The sequence below is a fragment of the Rhizobium tibeticum genome (assembly GCF_900110205.1).
GTDB lineage: Bacteria > Pseudomonadota > Alphaproteobacteria > Rhizobiales > Rhizobiaceae > Rhizobium > Rhizobium tibeticum.
Genome location: NZ_FOCV01000028.1, coordinates 1 through 16,828, shown reverse-complemented (window position 1 = coordinate 16,828; position 16,828 = coordinate 1). Strand labels below are relative to the sequence as shown.

Annotated in this window: 16 protein-coding genes and 5 pseudogenes; 13 read left to right on the top strand and 8 right to left on the bottom strand. The window is 59.6% G+C overall.

Annotated features, from left to right (window positions below; translation table 11 throughout):
* A complete protein-coding gene (locus BSG20_RS25225) occupies positions 1-2,469 on the top strand; it encodes a zeta toxin family protein (protein WP_072379696.1) in 2,469 nt (822 codons plus the stop codon).
* A gap of 38 nt (positions 2,470-2,507) precedes the next feature.
* On the opposite strand, the gene rctB is transcribed toward BSG20_RS25225, so the two are convergent.
* The 6 genes and pseudogenes from rctB to BSG20_RS25195 form a co-directional block, all read right to left on the bottom strand.
* The gene (gene rctB, locus BSG20_RS38920; RefSeq protein WP_072379694.1) at positions 2,508-2,855 is read right to left on the bottom strand and encodes an SMa0974 family conjugal transfer regulator; all 348 of its coding nucleotides are present in this window, start codon (positions 2,853-2,855) and stop codon (positions 2,508-2,510) included.
* A gap of 21 nt (positions 2,856-2,876) precedes the next feature.
* Positions 2,877-3,538: pseudogene (locus tag BSG20_RS25215) on the bottom strand (acyl-homoserine-lactone synthase).
* A gap of 66 nt (positions 3,539-3,604) precedes the next feature.
* Entirely contained in the window at positions 3,605-4,354 is a 750-nt protein-coding gene (locus tag BSG20_RS25210) for a helix-turn-helix transcriptional regulator (RefSeq protein WP_072379692.1), read from the bottom strand.
* Between the two features lie 270 nt (positions 4,355-4,624).
* Positions 4,625-6,235: an MFS transporter gene (locus BSG20_RS25205; protein ID WP_072379690.1), complete on the bottom strand. Its 1,611-nt coding sequence runs from the start codon at positions 6,233-6,235 to the stop codon at positions 4,625-4,627.
* 27 nt (positions 6,236-6,262) lie between these two features.
* Positions 6,263-6,783, bottom strand: a pseudogene (locus BSG20_RS25200) (UPF0262 family protein).
* Between the two features lie 378 nt (positions 6,784-7,161).
* Positions 7,162-7,821, bottom strand: a pseudogene (locus BSG20_RS25195) (MFS transporter); the annotation flags it as partial.
* A 215-nt stretch (positions 7,822-8,036) separates the two neighbouring features.
* Between BSG20_RS25195 and BSG20_RS25190 the strand changes: the two are divergent.
* From BSG20_RS25190 to repC, 11 genes and pseudogenes are all read left to right on the top strand, one after another.
* Entirely contained in the window at positions 8,037-8,279 is a 243-nt protein-coding gene (locus tag BSG20_RS25190) for a single-stranded DNA-binding protein (RefSeq protein ID WP_072379688.1), read from the top strand.
* A gap of 516 nt (positions 8,280-8,795) precedes the next feature.
* Positions 8,796-9,014, top strand: coding sequence for a hypothetical protein (locus tag BSG20_RS25185; protein WP_244541418.1), 219 nt, complete (start codon positions 8,796-8,798; stop codon positions 9,012-9,014).
* Positions 9,015-9,307: 293 nt separating this feature from the next.
* A complete protein-coding gene (locus tag BSG20_RS37735) occupies positions 9,308-9,547 on the top strand; it encodes a ParB/Srx family N-terminal domain-containing protein (protein WP_072379686.1) in 240 nt (79 codons plus the stop codon).
* A 99-nt stretch (positions 9,548-9,646) separates the two neighbouring features.
* Positions 9,647-11,044, top strand: a complete 1,398-nt coding sequence (locus BSG20_RS25175) for a ParB/RepB/Spo0J family partition protein (RefSeq protein ID WP_072379684.1) — start codon at positions 9,647-9,649, stop codon at positions 11,042-11,044.
* Positions 11,041-11,364, top strand: coding sequence for a hypothetical protein (locus BSG20_RS25170; RefSeq protein ID WP_072379682.1), 324 nt, complete (start codon positions 11,041-11,043; stop codon positions 11,362-11,364). The genes BSG20_RS25175 and BSG20_RS25170 overlap by 4 nt, the downstream gene beginning before the upstream one ends.
* Before the next feature lie 142 nt (positions 11,365-11,506).
* Entirely contained in the window at positions 11,507-11,638 is a 132-nt protein-coding gene (locus BSG20_RS38465) for a hypothetical protein (RefSeq protein WP_280142210.1), read from the top strand.
* Positions 11,599-11,805, top strand: coding sequence for a hypothetical protein (locus BSG20_RS25165; protein ID WP_072379680.1), 207 nt, complete (start codon positions 11,599-11,601; stop codon positions 11,803-11,805). Before BSG20_RS38465 ends, BSG20_RS25165 begins: the two co-directional genes overlap by 40 nt.
* Positions 11,780-12,487 (top strand): N-6 DNA methylase, encoded by a 708-nt coding sequence (locus BSG20_RS25160; protein WP_143147530.1) that lies wholly within the window; start codon positions 11,780-11,782, stop codon positions 12,485-12,487. Before BSG20_RS25165 ends, BSG20_RS25160 begins: the two co-directional genes overlap by 26 nt.
* A 98-nt stretch (positions 12,488-12,585) precedes the next feature.
* A complete protein-coding gene (gene repA, locus BSG20_RS25155) occupies positions 12,586-13,800 on the top strand; it encodes a plasmid partitioning protein RepA (protein WP_042778500.1) in 1,215 nt (404 codons plus the stop codon).
* The gene (gene repB / locus BSG20_RS25150) at positions 13,782-14,804 is read left to right on the top strand and encodes a plasmid partitioning protein RepB (protein ID WP_244541416.1); all 1,023 of its coding nucleotides are present in this window, start codon (positions 13,782-13,784) and stop codon (positions 14,802-14,804) included. The genes repA and repB overlap by 19 nt, the downstream gene beginning before the upstream one ends.
* 194 nt (positions 14,805-14,998) lie before the next feature.
* A pseudogene (gene repC / locus BSG20_RS25145) lies at positions 14,999-15,896 on the top strand (plasmid replication protein RepC).
* A 20-nt stretch (positions 15,897-15,916) separates the two neighbouring features.
* On the opposite strand, the gene BSG20_RS25140 reads toward repC, so the two are convergent.
* Both BSG20_RS25140 and BSG20_RS25135 read right to left on the bottom strand, forming a co-directional pair.
* Entirely contained in the window at positions 15,917-16,291 is a 375-nt protein-coding gene (locus BSG20_RS25140) for a hypothetical protein (RefSeq protein WP_072379674.1), read from the bottom strand.
* The gene (locus tag BSG20_RS25135) at positions 16,288-16,569 is read right to left on the bottom strand and encodes a hypothetical protein (RefSeq protein WP_143147529.1); all 282 of its coding nucleotides are present in this window, start codon (positions 16,567-16,569) and stop codon (positions 16,288-16,290) included. Before BSG20_RS25135 ends, BSG20_RS25140 begins: the two co-directional genes overlap by 4 nt.
* Before the next feature lie 16 nt (positions 16,570-16,585).
* Between BSG20_RS25135 and BSG20_RS37045 the strand changes: the two are divergent.
* Positions 16,586-16,828, top strand: a pseudogene (locus BSG20_RS37045) (IS110 family transposase); the annotation flags it as partial.

Genomic DNA, 16,828 nt, shown 5'->3' with positions numbered 1-16,828 from the left:
ATGGCGGACGATCACGAATCCGGTCCGCTCTCGCTGGAGAGAAACGAGAGCATTTTCCGCAGCGACATTCTGGCAGACTATCTTCCGGATGGGATTGGCCGGGCAGGGCGCGCCCGCCTTATCTTGCTCGGCGGCCAGCCGGGCGCCGGCAAGACCGCGGTGCTCATTGCCAGCCACGCCGAGCTCGATCGATCCGGTCCAACAATCCGCATCGTTGGCGATGATCTGCGCTCCTATCATCCCAACTTCCTGGCGTTCCAAAAACAGGATCCAGAAACAGCGTCGCAGTTCACCCAAGTTGACGCCGGCCGCTGGACCGAAAAGCTCTTGGCCGCCGCCACGGAGCGCAACGTCAACATCGTCTTCGAGACGACGATGCGCACGCCGGAAAATGTCGCCCGCATTGTCGGCATTGCCCGCGCCGCCGGCTATGATGTCGAGGCCCGCGCCGTCGCAGTCAATCCACGGCTCAGCTGGCAGGGGAACCATTATCGCTTCGAAGAGATGCTGCGCGCAGGCGATACGGCACGCATTCCGCCGCAGCATGTTCACGACGCTGCTGTCACCGGGTTACGCGTCAGCCTCGAGAAGATCGAGAGCGAAAGCCTGGTCGACCGAGTTCAGCTTAGAACGCGGGGCGGGACGATCCTTTACGACAACGAGCGACGCCAGGGCGGGTGGTCGCAGCCGCCCCAGGCTCGGGTCGCACTCGAACGCGAGCAATCGCGGCCGATGACACGCAGTGAACTTCAGCGTTTCTCCGACGACTGGAACCACGTTCTCGGCCGCATGGAGGACCGGCGGGCGCCGGACGATCGCATCGCCGCAGTCAGGGCCCGCGCCATTGAAGATGTGAACCAACTGCTCGCCCAGCGTCGCGATGCTGACGGCGAGAATGGGCATCGGCGCGGCCGGTCGATCTTTCAGAACCGCGCCGATGCGCTCGGCCTGTTCGTCGAGTTGTATGACAACGCGCTGCGGGATGCCGAACGTCGGCCGATCGGCAATATCGAAGCCCATGCGGTCGGTCGACTATCGCAGAGCTACATGGCGCTGAAACTGGTTGAAGCCGCCCGGAACCTCGGTCTCTTTCCGGAGAACGGGACCATCGTGTCGACGCGGGCAATGGTCCAGGACAAGCGCGGCGCCCGAGAGTTTCCAGCTGCGCATCGACTGCCTGCCGATCTCGCGGTCGAAACGCCGGATGGATCCCGCCGCCGGCTGACGGAAAGTTTTGATGTCGCGCTGAACCATGCCGCCATCGATCGCGATATCTTTGGCAGAACCGATCGTCTGTCGCGCCTGGCCAATGTCGTCGACTCCTGGCTCGAGGTGGCCGGGATGCGCAAGACGCTCGCTCGCGCCGCCAACGCTGTCGCAGTCGGCATGTCAGCAGACGCCGCGATGTCTGATGTCGTCGAGCCGGGGTACGCGGCGGCAATTGCCCAGGCGCGCGGGCGACTCGAGCGCAACATGGCGATCGCTGAGCGTGCCGCGATGTCCACGATGACCGTGAATGAAAGGGGAGAGCCGGTCCGCGCGCTGCGGGACGAACTTCGGCTACGAACAGCCGATCTGGAAAACCGGGCACGAGCCAAAACCATGATGGAAGCTATCCTGAGCGAAACGGCGCAGCATACTCGCCTCGACGCCGAAGGGCGCCGTGCAGCCGGCGAGCTTGTTCGTGGTATTGCCGATAACGAGCGTAATCTTGGAGGGGGCCACGCCCGGGAGCGCAGTACGGCTCGATCTGATGTCCTAGTTCCAGCACGGGATTTGCCGGATCTCTCCGAGAGCGAGATCACGGATCGGCTACGCGGGTCTGCCCGCCTTGCGGACAAGCGCGCGGAGATCGACAATCTGTCGAGGCTGGTGTTCGGCAACAGCCAGGCGGTTTCGGGCTCTGTCGACCGGATCACGGGTGCGCAGAGCGGCGCGGCCGCCGGCGATGACGTACGCGAGGGCCGCCTTGGTGAGATGGCTGGCGAGGGGCGGACATGGCTAAAGCGACCGAACCCCGCTCGCCAATCTGCCGAGGCTCATGCACCGCGGCTTGCGGCGGCGCTCGTGGATTATGGGATAGCGGTCGATTTCGAGCGGCATCAGATCAACCTGGGCCACCGGGAGGAGCAGGCGCGACATAGGCTCGAGGTCCCCAGGCCGTCGAAAGAACTCTCCGCCTTGATGTCGGGGACCGACCAGGACCAGGTACGCCGTTTGAATACCGATCCAGCCCTCCGTCGCGAGTTCGAGAAGCTCACTCTGGCGATGGTCAAACGGCTTTCCTCGGCTGATCGAGCTGATCTGAAAGAGGGAAAGGTCACGAAGCCAGGGTCTTCCCTCGGGATAACGCCAGAGCAGGCTTCCTCACTCAAGCTCGTTCAGGATCGCGCTGGCGCACTGCAGGACCGGTCCCTTCGACAGGCGCGCCACATTGTGAGCACACCCCAGCTAGGGATGCGCCGCTGACCTGGCCGAGCGATAGTGCCGGCCAGGTCCGCACCCGTTTAGCATCCGCCGGTGCGGCCCGCCCGCCAACGGGGCACATCGAACAGCTCGTTGCTAGCTGGATGCCATTCGAGGTGGCCGGATTGATCGTTCGAAGCCCGAGATAGGGCTACCTGCAGCAAGGACCGGATCCCGAAGAATGTTAGGAGATTCTCCGCCTCCACCCGAAGGTGGAGGCCGCAAATGTTCGGCCTGATGATCGCCCTGCCGTCGCCAAAGTTCAGAACTTTGTCGGTGCAATTGGTTTCGATCGAAAGGGCGCAATCGCGGAGCGATCCGCATAGCGTCTCAGCGATTCGGTCGGCATCTGCGACCCAGACAACCGTTTCGGAGATGTGTTTGGCCATTAGCACTTCCAGGTCATTCGGTTAGGCGAATTCCAGCACCGGAGCAGAGGCAACGCGCGGTGGGAACGCTGGCAGGCGATAAAGTGGCCCCTCCACCTGGAGTTTGGTGCGCATGGCACCGAGAACGCGGTGCGAAACCTCAAAGGCGCCGCAGCAGACCGGGTAACGGCCATAGCCATCGGAACGCCCGAGTTCATCGAGTTCGGCGCCGGCTTTTTGATAAACACGCCGCATCCGCGGCTCGTAGTTCGAGATCATTGTGTGGATGCCATTGGCAAGCGCCGCCTCGCACAAGGCAAGAAGCAGCATGCAGAAGGCTCTGTCCGGACGCATGTCAGGGAAATCCCGATCGATCGCATCCTCATCGATGCACATCCGCGTGCCTCCCAGATGCCTGGCGCGATCAGGTCGCACACATCGGGAAATGTTTCCCGGAAGACGTCATAAAGAAGCGTCGGACCCGTCGTCGGCATGAGCCGTACAGAGCGGTAAAGCTGCCGTTGATCTTCATCGCACCACAGCAGATAAGCAGGGTGAAGATCGTCATAGCGATCCCGCTCGCGATGGCCGGATACGGACACGTCCCAGCCGAGCCGATCTGCGAATACTCTTTTCCTCAGTCGGAACGACTGATCGAGCAGTTTCGTATGTTTATATTCGTGTGCTTGGATAAGGAGATACATGCTTGCCTCCGCATATTGATCGAGGCCAGCGTGCAACAGGATGCGCGCGCGCGATATATTCGGAGATTAGCTCCCCGAATCCTGGGTATTGCCATACGGGTTTATCAGGCGCAGCTGAATCGCAAGAGCGGTTGCCAATGTGGTCGAAGCAGCCCCGAGCTTGTGGCGTGCAGACATCAGATATCGTTGCGTCGTATGTATCGAAAGGCCGAGAATTTCGGCTATTTCATCGTTTGTTTTTCCCAGAGCCGACCAGTAAAGGCACTCCTTCTCGCGCGGACCGAGCTGTGGAATTGGATCATGCTCGCCGTGGAGTTCGAACACCGCTTTTCGGTGGATCAGAAACGCAAGGTCGAGCCACTCGTGGCAATACGTCTCGACCAGATTGCTCCACTCGCTGGCCGGCTTTCTGGAGTTCAACGAGAAGAGAGCACGGCGTTTCTTGTCGACAATGGGAATGGAATATCCATTGGCTCCAACACCATGTTCCTGGGCGTCGAGCAGAAAGTCATGGGCCGCCTGTGGGACCTCGACCTCGCGCCAGTCAAACGCCATTTGCCGGATGAGACCTTCGCGCACGATCGGATCAACTTTTACGTATCCCCGCAGCAGGTAGCGAGCAACCCAGGCATCACGATAAGTCGTGCGAACATACGGTGTGTCGACGACGTCTGCTACGGTCAGGGCCAGATGGTAGGTGGAAAAGTCGATCCTGTATGCCGCTTCCAGAATGCGCAGCGCATCATCGACAGTTGGGGCATTCTGTATTTCAAGAGAGACAACTTGAAAACCATTTCGTATCCGTAAATTCTCCATTCAACACTCCGACAAAACACGCTCTTTGACGACATCGACAATGCGGCCAAGCATCTGCGGCCGCTAATAGTACGTTATGTTATGACATATCGCATAGCGCTTTATGGAGCTAGTCCTTACATTTCTTGTCTCAAGCTCTTGTCTCAAGCCGAGCGATATCGTTGACAGTGCGTGCTTTGAGCAGCGATCACAGGCATAACCTTTCAAGCGGTGAAAGCATCCGTATTCCTTTCTTCGCGCACGAGATCATTTGATGGGCGGTGAATGCGGCTACTTTTGCGAAACATAAGGTACCGGCGGTGATGATTTGCCTGCAGTGGTTCGCTCGACCAGAATGCTCGTTCGCGGAGGGCAACTGCTCAGATCGAAAACTTGATGATCCAGTTCCTTATCCGCCTGTGTCAGGCGATGGTGCAGTCTATGATAATCCGTCCAGGTTGGTGTTCGAAATGTTTCCAACCAGCGTGAAGGCTCCTGAACATCGCGGGCAAGCATCCATTGCCGTGCACCCACGCGGCTTTGGGCGTATCGCCGCTTCTGCATGATCTCCAGGAACCGGTCCACGTTCTCGTCAGGGATCGCATACTCCGTCGTGACGAGGATGGGGCCGCTTCTTGGTTTCAGATCAAGCGCGACCGCAGGAGCGCTGAAGCCGCCTGAGGGTTCCAGTTCCGATTCGGAGCGATTGCTGATCGGCAGTTTGAGCCCAAGCGCCGCGACAACGATGGTCGCAACACCGGACCAACCGAGCGCCAAGGGGAGCGAGTAGTTTTGGACGATGATGCCCCAAAACCAACTTCCCGCAGCGATGCCGCCATAGGTAAAGGCGCTGTAGATCGAAATCGTACGCCCGCCGATCCAGCGCGGACTTGCCAGTTGCACGTTCACGCCAAGCCCGGACCATGCCGTTACCCAGCCGGCGCCGCCAAGGGCGAGGCAGATCGTTGCGACGACAAGCGAAGAGGTAAGAGCAAGAGAAATTTCACATATGGCGCAGGCAATGCAGGCAAACACCACCAGCCACTCCTGCGTAAGCAGTCTGCGGAGTTTGGGATTCATCAGCCCGGCTAAAAGTGCACCGGCGCCAAAGCCGCCCATCATGATGCCGTAGCCGATCGGCCCGCCCTTCACGACATCTCGTGCAAGTAGCGGCAGCAGTGCCAAGGTGGAGGTGGCTGCAAACCCGAACAACGTCCCGCGAACGATCGTTGACTTGATTTCCGAGGATATCGCCGTGAAGCGCAGACCATCGTAAATGGCGGTCATCAGTGCCTCCCGCGGCAGCGACGACGTTTGAACCTTCCACTTATTACGCCACAAAACGGTGAGGGGAGCGATAAAGCCGAGGGTGGTGAGCGCGAATGTGACGAGCGGCCCAAAAGCGGCAATGGGACCGACACTGCGGACCGTGTTGAACCCGACGTTCAGGAGTGTGACGGCAGCCGGCAGATGGCGGCGCTCCAATATGTCGCCGAGCGAGACTCGCCAGGCGGGATCGCTGAGCGCGATGCCGCAGCCGTCCAAAAAGCTGAATGCGAGGATCAGCCAAGGATCGGTAATGCCGAACGCCATGAGGATCGTCAGCATCGCGGCCGCCGCCATCATCAGGCTCCTGCCGACGATCATGACCATACGACGGCTGTAATTGTCGGCAATTGCCCCGACGAAGACGGCCAGAAAGAAAGCCGGCAAGGTCGATGAGGCCTGGACGAGGGCAACCATCACGTCCGAGGTTGAAACCGTGGCCATCAGCCAGCTGAGCGCCACCGTCTGCATCAGCCAGCCGAGACTCGAAAGCTGAGACGCGAGGAAAATCGATCGAAAAGTTCGATTCTCCAAGGGCGCCAATAGGCTCGTGTGTTCTGTTGCAGCGCTGGTCATCTACTGGTCATCACATGCTTTATTCGTTCAGCTTCCGGCACTGCAATAAGGCTTCGTTTCATGTTCAATGCGCCGATACGGAGTGTCCTGCTTCAACAGGATATGGAGAAGGGTAAACAGCCGACGGGCCGTCTCCAGATCGATGTCAACTTTCGATCTGAGGCGTTCTCTGAGCAGTTCGGATGCTTCGTTGTGGATGGCGCGGCGTCCCATGTTGATTGCCTCGAGCCTCTGGGCCCCCGAGCGGGCCATTGCATCCGAGTAGCTGTCGCACACAAGGCTGTAATCCTTGAGAAGCCGGCGGAACGCAAATGATGACAAAGGATTGGCGCCCCCTTCTCAGTGGTGACGGTTATGACCAGCCGCCTGTAGGCCAATGTAAGGCACAGCCGGTAGGGTCCGCCGCCATGGCCAACGGGCGCAAAGCTGTTGTTGTCCAGGAGGTCAAAAATCGCGACAGCCTGTTCGCGTTTTTGTTCTTTGTCCGTCTGCCTTCCGGAAGACCCGTCGAGCGATACCGCACAAAGCCGAAAGCTGGACCAAGTCATGGTCGCGGTCGTCATCGCACGCTCCGTTTTGGCGCATCGGTTGCCTTCGCCACTTCGCCAAGCCGACTGGCAAAGAGGTAAGACGTGGCTGCCGTCGACGCAGGTCCGGCGACAGCCACCTTGCCTTGGGAGGCGGACGGGAAAGAGGGTCTGGTCGAGCTCAGCACTCTCTGAGCGCACCGAGAAAAAGCGGCTGCCGCTGGGAGAGGGTCAACGGCAGCCGAGTGGTCCTGCGCGGCCTGGGGTATTGCCATTCGCAGGTCAGGAGCTGAAGCAGGCGAAGTTTGATCGGTCTTGGTTAGGGTGATGTTCGCCAGACTTCTGAGACTGGAAGCCCGGGGCATGCCTTGTTCGTTCTGTGATGGGATCATGCGGACATCACCTCAGGGGCCGCGAAACGACTTCGATGGGCCGGGTCCGGGCTGCGTCCGTCGTGCGCTCGATCCAAAGCTCCGTCTGCGGCGGACGCTCGCCATCATTCAGGTCCCGGAGCCGCTCGCCGAGGTCCTTATCCGCGGCCGTGAGTCGGTGGTTAAGGCGAAGAAAATCCATCCAGGTTGGCGTGCGGAACGGTTCCGTCCAAACCGACGGCGTTTGCAGGTTGCGCTGCAGCGTCCAGTTTCGGGCACCGGCACGGCTTTGAACATGCCGTCTTGCGCGCATGCAACGCACAAACGCCTCGATGTTCTCTTCGGCTATGGAATATTCGATTCTGACGCCGATCGGACCACTTCTGGGCTTCAGATCGAGCGCCAGGTTCGGCGGATGGAAATCCGAACTCTCCTGGTCGGACTCTTCCCACGGACGCACTGGGAACACTAGTCCCGCTGCCGCGACCAGCAGCAGAGCCCCTGCGGCGCCCTCCAGAGCCCACGTGAGGGAGTAATTCTGGGCGACGGTTCCCCAGACCCAGCTGCCCGCAGCCATGCCGCCAGCGCTCAAAGCGTAGTAGATCGAGAGCGTGCGGCCAACAACCCATCTTGGGCTGGCCAACTGCACCGAGACGTCGATGCCCGTCCAAGTGATGAGCCAGCCGGCGCGTAAAGACAGTGAATGTTTGCCAGGGCAAGACGCAAGGACTTTACAACTGTGATCGGCAGCTGGGCTGCATACAAACTATCTCCATATCCCGGCCGCTCAGGCCAGAACCCTATTTCTTCGACATCAAGAATGACACCTCTGGTCAAACCGAGCGGCATTGGTTCGGGTTGCACAAATAAACGGTTTTGATCGGTTAAGGAAGGTTTAAATCGATGCGATCAGTCAATCGCCACGCCCTGCTCGGCTACGTCGGAAACCTCGTGGAGCTCAAAAATGTGCTGAAAGTGAACATCGCGGCGAACCGCGAGTGGCAGGCTGAAGGAACAAAGAGATCCGCCACCGATTGGGTGCAGGTCACCATTCTCGACAAGAAGCAGGCCGAATGGATCGAGGAGAACGTCGGGCCGGGCGATCTCGTCTATGTCGAATCCCGGATATCCAATTCCAGCTATTAACGAGACGGCGAACAGGTCTATACCACTGATATCATCGCTCGGCTTTCAATCTAGTTGCGAAGAAGGGCGCCTGAGCGCCGGCGGCGCGCACATTTCGGGCCACCGCCCATTTCGGTCGGCCGCGCTCTATGCCGATGGCACGAAGCCAGCCTGCGGCCGTCTCCGCCGATCCCGGTTACGATCGCTTGTCCGGGTGGATGCAGTCGCATCCGTCATTCGAGGCCCACGACGGGCCACATTGTTTGTTTCCGCCCCATGACATCGTCCCCCAGGCCGGTCAAGCGGCCCGTGAAGTCAGTTCATCTTCCGCGCCAGTCCGGCGGTTCGGCCGGACCCGTGAAGAATGCCCCGCCTTCCGCGCCACGCCACTTGACAGTCCCATTTGCCGCCGTGGGGCGGGCTTTCGCCCGCCCCCCTCTGTCCGGGGGAATGTCAGAGGCCATTCCCCCGGAAAGACCGGGGAGGCTTCGCCCGACAGGGCTCCCCTGCGGGAAACGGGAAATCAGGAGACAGACCATGAGCATCTACACCCAGACCGCCCGCTTCGATACCGGCCGCGGCGCCACCGAGACCGAAATGCGCCAGTTTGCGCCGTCCATCTTCGCCGTGACCGCCCATGAGAGCCGGTCCGAGCGCTTTAAACCCATTCCGACCATCGAGGTTTTGGCGTCACGACACGAAAGTGGTGAATCTGTCCGACTTTTGAGAACGTATCCGGAACTCAGGTCGGTTTAACCTTAGATGTCGTTGCTTTTTCGGCCCTGAGAGCTTCGTAGAGGGCGGTTTTCCCGATTTTCACGCGGGCCGCGGCCTCCCGGACGGCCGGTCAAGCGGCCCGTGAAGCCGGTTCATCTTCCGCGCCAGTCCGGCTTTTGGCCGGACCCGTGAAGATGCCCCGCCTTCCGCGCCACGCCACTTGACAGTCCCGTCCACCGCCATGGGGCGGGCTTTCGCCCTCCCCCCTCTGTCCGGGGAGGCTTCGCCCGACAGGACTCCCCTTCGGGAAACGGGAAATCAGGAGACAGACAATGACCGATACCAATCCAGTGATCGAAACCTTTTTCGTTGTGCTGAACAAGCTCGACGCCGATCCCAAGAACGTCCGCAAGACCTACAGCAAGGAGGGCATCAAGGAACTGGCCGCAACCATCCGCGCCGATGGCTACCGGCTGTTGCAGAACATCTTCGTGCGCAACGGCGAAAAGCGTGGCCGGTTCTTTGTGACCGCAGGCGGTCGTCGTCTTGCCGCCCTCATTCATCTGGCCTAGGCAGGCGAAATCGCCCGAGATTACGCTGTCGAATGCAAGGAGCGCAGCGGCGACGACGCAACCGAAATCAGCCTGATCGAGAACAGCGCGCGCGAAGCCATGTTGCACGTTGAGGAGTACGAAGCTTACCGCGCCATGGCGGAGGCCGGAAAGTCCGGAGACGACATCGCCGTCCGTTTCGGCACGACCGAAACGTATGTGCGCAGGCGTCTGGCGCTGGCGCGTGTGGCACCTTGCCTGCTCGAGCTTTTCCGCAACGAGGAAATGATCTTCCAGCAGCTGAGCACGTTTACGGTGTCCGACGACCACGAGCGACAGGTGGAGGTCTGGAACAGCCTGCCGACATGGAACCGCGATAGCGGGTCGATCAAGGCGGCGCTGCAAGCAGAGGCGGTCAAGGCAAGCGACAAGCGTATAAGGTTCATCGGCGGGATCGAGGTCTACGAAGCCGCAAGCGGAACCGTCAAGCGTGACCTGTTCGATGAGCAAAACAGCGGCTACGCCCTTGATGTCGCCCTTGTCGAAAAGCTGGTGGCGGCGCGGCTGGAAGCCGAGGCGGCAAACCTTCGCACGGAGGGCTGGAACTGGGTCGAATGCGTTTCCGCCTTTCCGGCCGAGGCTCATTTCATGCCGCGCATCTATCCGCAGACTGTGGCGCTCTCCGACGAGCGGCAGGCCGAGGTGGAACGGTCGGAAGTTGAATATGCCGAGCTTGCCGAACTGATCGAGGAGGTGTTGCCGACGATGACGCCGAACCGCGCGCCGAGGCGTCGAGGAGGTGTTGCCGACGATGACGCCGAACCGCGCGCCGAGGCCATTCAGGCGAAGCTGGCCGCACTGGCCGACGTGGAAGAAGCCTGTGACCCCGCCGATATCGCCAAGGCCGGATGCTATGTTCTCATCGACTACTACGGCAATCTTTCGGTTGAACGCGGCTTCGTTCGTCCGGAACCTGTGACCGAAGGACAAGACGAGGCCGTCGGTGGCGAGAGTGGAGAAGGCGGCAAGGGCGATGGGCGGACGTCCCCACAGGACGAGAAACAGCCCGCACCCTCGTTCACGCTGTCAGCCGCGCTCACGCAGGAATTGACGGCGCAGAAGACCGCCGCAATCCGGGCGGCACTTGCCCACGACCACGACGTTGCCCTTGCCGCCGTTGTCCATGCGATGCTGGCGAGCCTGTTCAATTCCTACGGCAGCACCGAGGAAACGTGCCTAGAGGTGAAGGTGACAAGCGAGAACCTTGAGACCAGCATCAAGAACCCTGCAAGGGCATCGCGACTCTGGACGACCTCAAGGAGAACTACGGTCACACCTTGCCTGGCAATCCTTTCGATCTCTGGGATTGGTGCCTTGAGCAGCCGACCGCAACGCTTCTCGACCTGCTCGCCTATGCCGCCGCAAGATCGGTCAACGCGCTGCAACTTGGTCACTACGAGCGGAAAAAGCAGCGAGCCCACGCCGACCGGCTGGCGCGAGCGCTCAAGCTCGACATGACCGCGTGGTTTGAGCCGACGGCCGATAATTATTTCGGTCGGATCAGCAAGACCGGGATCGAGCAGGCCATAGCCGAAGCCAAAGGCGCGGATTTCGCCGCACGCGTATCCCGCATGAAGAAAGCGGACGCAGCCGCTTATGCCGAGCGCCAGATTGCCGGCACCGGATGGCTGCCGGCGGTTTTCCGCATCGCCCCGGCTGCAGAAGAGGCGGGCGAACAGGTCGAGGACGCAAGCGGCTTTGATACCAACGATTGCCCGTTCGATGTCGACGACCGGTTGGAGGTCGAAAGCGACGCGTTCCCCGAAGCAGCCGAGTAATCGGCTGCGGCAGGTCGCGCCAGTCTCCGGCGCGGCCTGTTCCCTTCACTGATTTCCCAGAACCAGCCGCGATTAGACGCCGGGCATCGCCCCGGCGCTCGGCGAAACGCGCCCTGCGGCCCTGCCAGTCATAGGTGATCCCATGAGCTCCCCCCGAATCAAGTCCATCGTCAAGCTGTTCGAGACCTGCCGTTACAAGCGCGATCTCTACACGCTCTTTGGTGATTGGTGCGAATGCGCCGCGATATCGATGAGCACGCCGTCGATATCGTGAACTTCGAGAAACGCGAGGCGCGCTATCTCGAAATCGCCCGGAAATACGGTCGAGAAACCATGGCCTCGTTCTCGCATATCATGGGCGAGGTGGTCATGGCGCTGGATGAAAAGCCACAGGACATTTTGGGCATGACGTTCCATGCGCTCGAATTGCACAACAGGTGAGGGGCAATTCTTCACGCCTTATCCCATTTGCCAAATGATGGCGCGCATGGTGGCCGGAAGTTCGGAAGACATGCAGAAGGCGATTATGGAGCGTGGCTTTTTGGTCGCCCAAGAGCCCGCCGTGGGAAGCGGGGCGATGATCGTCGCACTTGCCGAAGCCATCCTTGAGGCTGGATTCAATTATCAGCAGCTTCTCCATGTGACCGCCGTGGACATTGATGCGCGCGCCGTCCCCATGGCCTATGTTCAGTTTTCGCTGCTCCACATCCCGGCGACCGTCATCGTTGGCGACAGCCTGGCGATGCGCTTTCGCGAGAACTGGCACACGATGGCGCATGTCACGGGTGGATGGGCGGGGAAGCTCGCGAGGGCAGGGGAGAACGTCGGTGGGCAGGAAGCATCTGCTGCCGCGACAATAAACGAGAGTTTGGTCGCAGACACAGCGCGTTCTATCTCGCCGATGCAGGAGCGATTTCCGCTGACAAGGCTAGAACGGACAACTGCGCTTGTTTTAGAGGCGCAGCCCTTGTCTGCCCTTTGCCGCATCGAGCGGCAAAGGGCAGGAAGCGGGGGGAGCCCCAAAGCCCCACCCCTCGCGCACCCCGCCCACCGCGAATGGCTTCTCGCATGTGCCGAACTTTACAGTTGTAAAGTCCCTTGCGTCCGCGCAAGCTGTCGTTAACTTTTGATTAACGAAAAAACCCTTGAAGAATCAGAGTCTCTCTGGCACCCCTGACGGAAATGATCGCTTAACGTGGCGATAACCGTCAAGAGGATTGAATGCTTCACCCGGCTTCTCAGAACGTCAGCGATACCGCATCGAAGATCGAAGCCTATACGTCGAAGCTTTCGGCGGAGCTTCAGGATATGCGGGAAGCAGTCTATCCGCCAGCTGCAAGGAAGACATTCTCGAGAACATTCTCGACGCTCGATCTCGTGCGATTGCTGAAGGTTCCCGAAAGTACTCTTCGGCAACTAACGATCGAAGGGAAGGGGCCTTTGCCGGAGCGGGCCGAAAACAATCGGCGGACCTATACTGTGGAGCAGGTAAAGGAACTGCGATCCTTTCTCGCGGCCCTTCGGCCCGACGCAGCTGGAGAGCTGTTGCCCCATCGCAGGAAGGGGGAAAAGCTTCAGGTCATCGCTACCGCGAATTTCAAAGGCGGCAGTTCGAAGACGACGACCTCGATACATCTGGCGCATTTCCTCGGCCTGCAGGGTTACCGGGTTTTGTGCATCGATCTAGATCCACAGGCGTCGATGACCGCACTTTTCGGCATTCAGCCGGAGTTCGATTTAGGCGAAAATGAAACCGCCTATGCGGCCATCCGCTATGACAACGAGCGCCGATCCTTAGCGGATGTCATTCGCCCTACCTATTTCCCAGGCGTCGATTTGGTGCCGGGAAACCTCGAGCTCATGGATTTCGAGTTTGACACCCCTTCCTACCTCACACAGAGAAATCGGGACGACCTTGGCATCTTCTTCGAACGCCTAAGCAATGCGCTGGCACGGGTGGAGGATCGCTACGACATTGTGATTCTCGATACGCCGCCATCGCTCGGCTACTCGACGCTCGCTGCCCTCTACGCGGCCACGTCGTTGATCGTGACGGTCCATCCCGCCATGCTCGATGTAGCCTCATGCAATCAGTTTCTCATCATGATTTCCGATCTTTCCGAAACGCTGGGACAGTTTGGCGCGCGTTTTGAGCATGATTTTTTCCGGTTCCTTCTGACACGTGTAAATCCGAACGACGGCCCGCAGAAATACATGTCCGGCGTCATGCGCCGACTTTTTGGTGATGACGTACTCGTGGCGGAAGCTCTGGAATCGACGGCTATTGCAGGCGCAGCCGTGGCAAAGAAAACCCTTTACGAACTCGAAGTCGGCGAGGTTGGCCGGGAAGCGCTGAAGCGCGCCATCGAAAGCGCCGATCGCGTTAACTTCGAGATTCTTCAGCTGATTCATAAGGTTTGGGGGCGTCGCACATGAAAAAGAGCATACTTCAAAGAATGGCGGCGGATGCTGAAAACCGCGGTGATACGGCCCAGGACAGCGAGGCGCTGGAAAAAGTCTTACCTTCTCGGCGCCACTCTTCGCCGGTCATTTCTAACGTGGGACGAGTCCTCACGCAGTTGACCGAGGACAGCATCATTTCACTCGATCCCGCCAAGGTCGAGCGCTCCCCTTACAAGGATCGCTTCGAGAATGACGAGGAGGCCGAGAAAGAACTTGAGGCGCTGAAAATATCGATTGCAAGCGAAGGGCAGAAAATACCCGTTCTCGTCCGACCGCATCCCACGAAGAACGATCATTATCAGCTTGCCTACGGGTACCGTCGCTGGGCGGCCATCAAGGCTATCATGGTGGACGCTGAACGGCCAGAGAACGTTAAAATCAAGGCATATGTCCGCGATTTGACGGATCGCCAGCTGATCGAGGAACAGTCACTTGAAAATGGCGTGAGGGAAAACCTCACCTGGATTGAGCAGGCAATGTGGGCCGTGCAGCTGAAAAGCGCGGGCCTCTCTCATCGTGCGATATGCCCTATCCTTGGTTTGTCCGAGGCGGCTGTGTCGCACTTGTTCCGGGTCACCGACGTCATACCAGAAGACATAGTCTGTGCCGTCGGCCGCGCAAAAGGCATCGGCCGCCCGAAATGGACCGCATTTGCAGAACTGCTGAAAGACTTGAACAAGGTCGCTGCAGTGCGGCGGATCGTTCAGACGCCGGAGTTTCCAAAGGCGGATGGGGCCGAGCGGATTGCGCAGGCGATGAGAGCTGCGAGCGATATGTCTGCAAAGGCAGAAGGGAAGGGGGCGGACGAAGTCCGCGACTTCGCTCTTGGCGCGAGGATTTTCGGCCGCATGAAAGCCACGTCGTCCGGGACGACCGTCACCATTCCCAAGAAAGAGACAGCATTTGCGCACTGGCTGGCAGATCGGATGCCGGACCTGATGCGCGAATACGATCAATCGGCCGATCCCGCGCAGTAGGGCGGGGCCATAGCAAGAGGTAAGCAGGTCGAGAAGGAGACACCACCGCAAAAGAAAAAGGCCCCAAAACGTTTCCGTCGTGGAAGCCTCTCTCAATTCCTAAACGAGAATCGCATTTTCACGAATCACAGTCAAGAGTCTTTGGCACCGTTTTGGTGAGCGGATTTCTTTTGCCTTTTGAAAGGTGAAGGAACATGCAGAGTGGAAATGTGACGACGCCCTTTGGGCGGCGGCCGATGACGCTTGCCTTCGTCAAAGGCCAGCTTGAGACGGCCGAGCGCAACGCCAGTAAATCCGTGGACAAGTGGAAAGTCTTCCGCGACGTCTGCGAGGCAAAGGATATCTTTGGTTTGCAGAACCGATCGCTGGCGGTGCTGCATGCATTGCTGAGCTTCTATCCGGACACTGATCTTTCCGACGAAAACGGGCTGGTCGTGTTCCCGTCGAATGCGCAGTTGTCGATCCGTGCGCACGGCATCGCCGGCACGACGCTGCGCCGGCATCTTGCCGCGCTCGTCGACGCCGGTCTGATCCAGCGCCGCGATAGCCCGAATGGTAAGCGATATGCGCTGCGCGAGGAGATCGTCAACCTTTTGGAAATTCAGCTAAAAGCAGAAAAAATGGACGGCAATGCTGTCCATGACATACAGAATTCAAAACCCGATTCCATCCATGAACTTGAACCTAGCTCTGAACAAGAGCAGGGCGAGAAGCCGAGGCCAGAACCGAGACGTATTGCCGAGCCGCTGAAGGCATTCCCATTGAGCATGGTGCTGAGGGCGTGCTCGCAGATGGCGGATTTCGCCCCGGGCGGCCGAATAGACCATTGGCGTGAGCTGATGTCGGCCGCGGTGGTGGTCCGGTCAATGCTCGGCGTCAGCCCGTCGGCCTATCAGGAGGCGTGCGAGGTCATGGGGCCTGACAATGCGGGTTGCGATTGCCTGCATCCTTGAGCGGGCGGGACACATCAACTCGGCGGGCGGCTATTTGCGCGACTTGACGCGCAAGGCGGCACGCGGCGAGTTCGGTCTGGGGCCGATGCTGATGGCGGCGATCAGGGCCAATACCGGCGGTGAGAAGCGGAGCGCATGATGGTCTCCGCGTCCACCTGGTCAGGAAATGTCGGGGATCCCGTCGGCGATCTTTTCGAGATAGTCGTCGATGGCTTCCTCGATGTAGGCGTTGAACTTGCGGCGCTCGATTGCGGCGAGGATTTTCAGGGTCTTGTGAACGTCGGCGCGGATATGAATGCCGGTGGTGACCTTCTCGGTGTCTCGGAAGCGCTTGCCGGCGATCGGATCGCGGCTTTCGCCCTTGGCGACCATGCCGCGAAGCTGGTTGCGGGCAACCGGCGGCTTGGAGGCCTGATGTTCGTCGGCGGTTTGCGGAGGAGGGGAAGCGGCTTGCTTTTCGCGCACCGACGGCTTTTGGCGGTTCGTCGAGATCAGCCCGAGGATGAGGTTCTTGTTGTCTGATGCGTCGCTCATGCCGAAACGGCCTCCGCGGTCGATCTGTAGAGGGCGAGGATCTCGCCGAGCAGCGTTTCCATCTCGGCAATCGCCTTCGGGTCGGTTTTCGCGACTGTCTGGAGTGTACCAGCGGCGCCGATCGACTGATAGGAGGCGCGCCGGGCGATGGGTTGTGAGGCAAGGGCGACGCCGCTTTCCGCCAAGATTTCGCGCAGCGGCGCATGCGCCTTTGCGCGATGGGGTGGACGCTCCCACTCAACGGCATCTTTGTGCCAGAATGGTTGTGTTGGAACCATAAAAGAGAGAGCGTCCATGGAAAAGGTTAGCATAATCGGCCTGGATTTGGCCAAGAGCATAATTCAAGTTCACGCGGCCAGCGTTGATGGCTCGGTGCTTTCTCGGCGGAAGATTTCGAGCAAGAAGTTGCTTGCGTTCCTATCGGGGTTTGATCCTTGTATTGTAGCGATGGAAGCGTGTGCCGGGAGCCACCATTGGGGCCGCGAGATTGTCAAGCTCGGGCATCGAGTGAAGTTGATCGCGCCAGTTTACGTCAAG

Bases quoted from the DNA above. Each gene is read 5' to 3' on its own strand.
- BSG20_RS25205 (WP_072379690.1), bottom strand. From the start codon at position 6,235: ATGACCAGCGCTGCAACAGAACACACGAGCCTATTGGCGCCCTTGGAG.
- BSG20_RS25165 (WP_072379680.1), top strand. From the start codon at position 11,599: ATGCGCCGCGATATCGATGAGCACGCCGTCGATATCGTGAACTTCGAG.
- BSG20_RS25225 (WP_072379696.1), top strand. From the start codon at position 1: ATGGCGGACGATCACGAATCCGGTCCGCTCTCGCTGGAGAGAAACGAG.
- BSG20_RS25210 (WP_072379692.1), bottom strand. From the start codon at position 4,354: ATGGAGAATTTACGGATACGAAATGGTTTTCAAGTTGTCTCTCTTGAA.
- BSG20_RS25140 (WP_072379674.1), bottom strand. From the start codon at position 16,291: ATGAGCGACGCATCAGACAACAAGAACCTCATCCTCGGGCTGATCTCG.
- BSG20_RS25160 (WP_143147530.1), top strand. From the start codon at position 11,780: ATGCGCTCGAATTGCACAACAGGTGAGGGGCAATTCTTCACGCCTTAT.
- repA (WP_042778500.1), top strand. From the start codon at position 12,586: ATGCTTCACCCGGCTTCTCAGAACGTCAGCGATACCGCATCGAAGATC.
- BSG20_RS25175 (WP_072379684.1), top strand. From the start codon at position 9,647: ATGTTGCACGTTGAGGAGTACGAAGCTTACCGCGCCATGGCGGAGGCC.
- BSG20_RS25185 (WP_244541418.1), top strand. From the start codon at position 8,796: ATGAGCATCTACACCCAGACCGCCCGCTTCGATACCGGCCGCGGCGCC.
- BSG20_RS38465 (WP_280142210.1), top strand. From the start codon at position 11,507: ATGAGCTCCCCCCGAATCAAGTCCATCGTCAAGCTGTTCGAGACCTGC.
- BSG20_RS37735 (WP_072379686.1), top strand. From the start codon at position 9,308: ATGACCGATACCAATCCAGTGATCGAAACCTTTTTCGTTGTGCTGAAC.
- BSG20_RS25170 (WP_072379682.1), top strand. From the start codon at position 11,041: ATGACCGCGTGGTTTGAGCCGACGGCCGATAATTATTTCGGTCGGATC.
- BSG20_RS25135 (WP_143147529.1), bottom strand. From the start codon at position 16,569: ATGGTTCCAACACAACCATTCTGGCACAAAGATGCCGTTGAGTGGGAG.
- rctB (WP_072379694.1), bottom strand. From the start codon at position 2,855: ATGGCCAAACACATCTCCGAAACGGTTGTCTGGGTCGCAGATGCCGAC.
- BSG20_RS25190 (WP_072379688.1), top strand. From the start codon at position 8,037: ATGCGATCAGTCAATCGCCACGCCCTGCTCGGCTACGTCGGAAACCTC.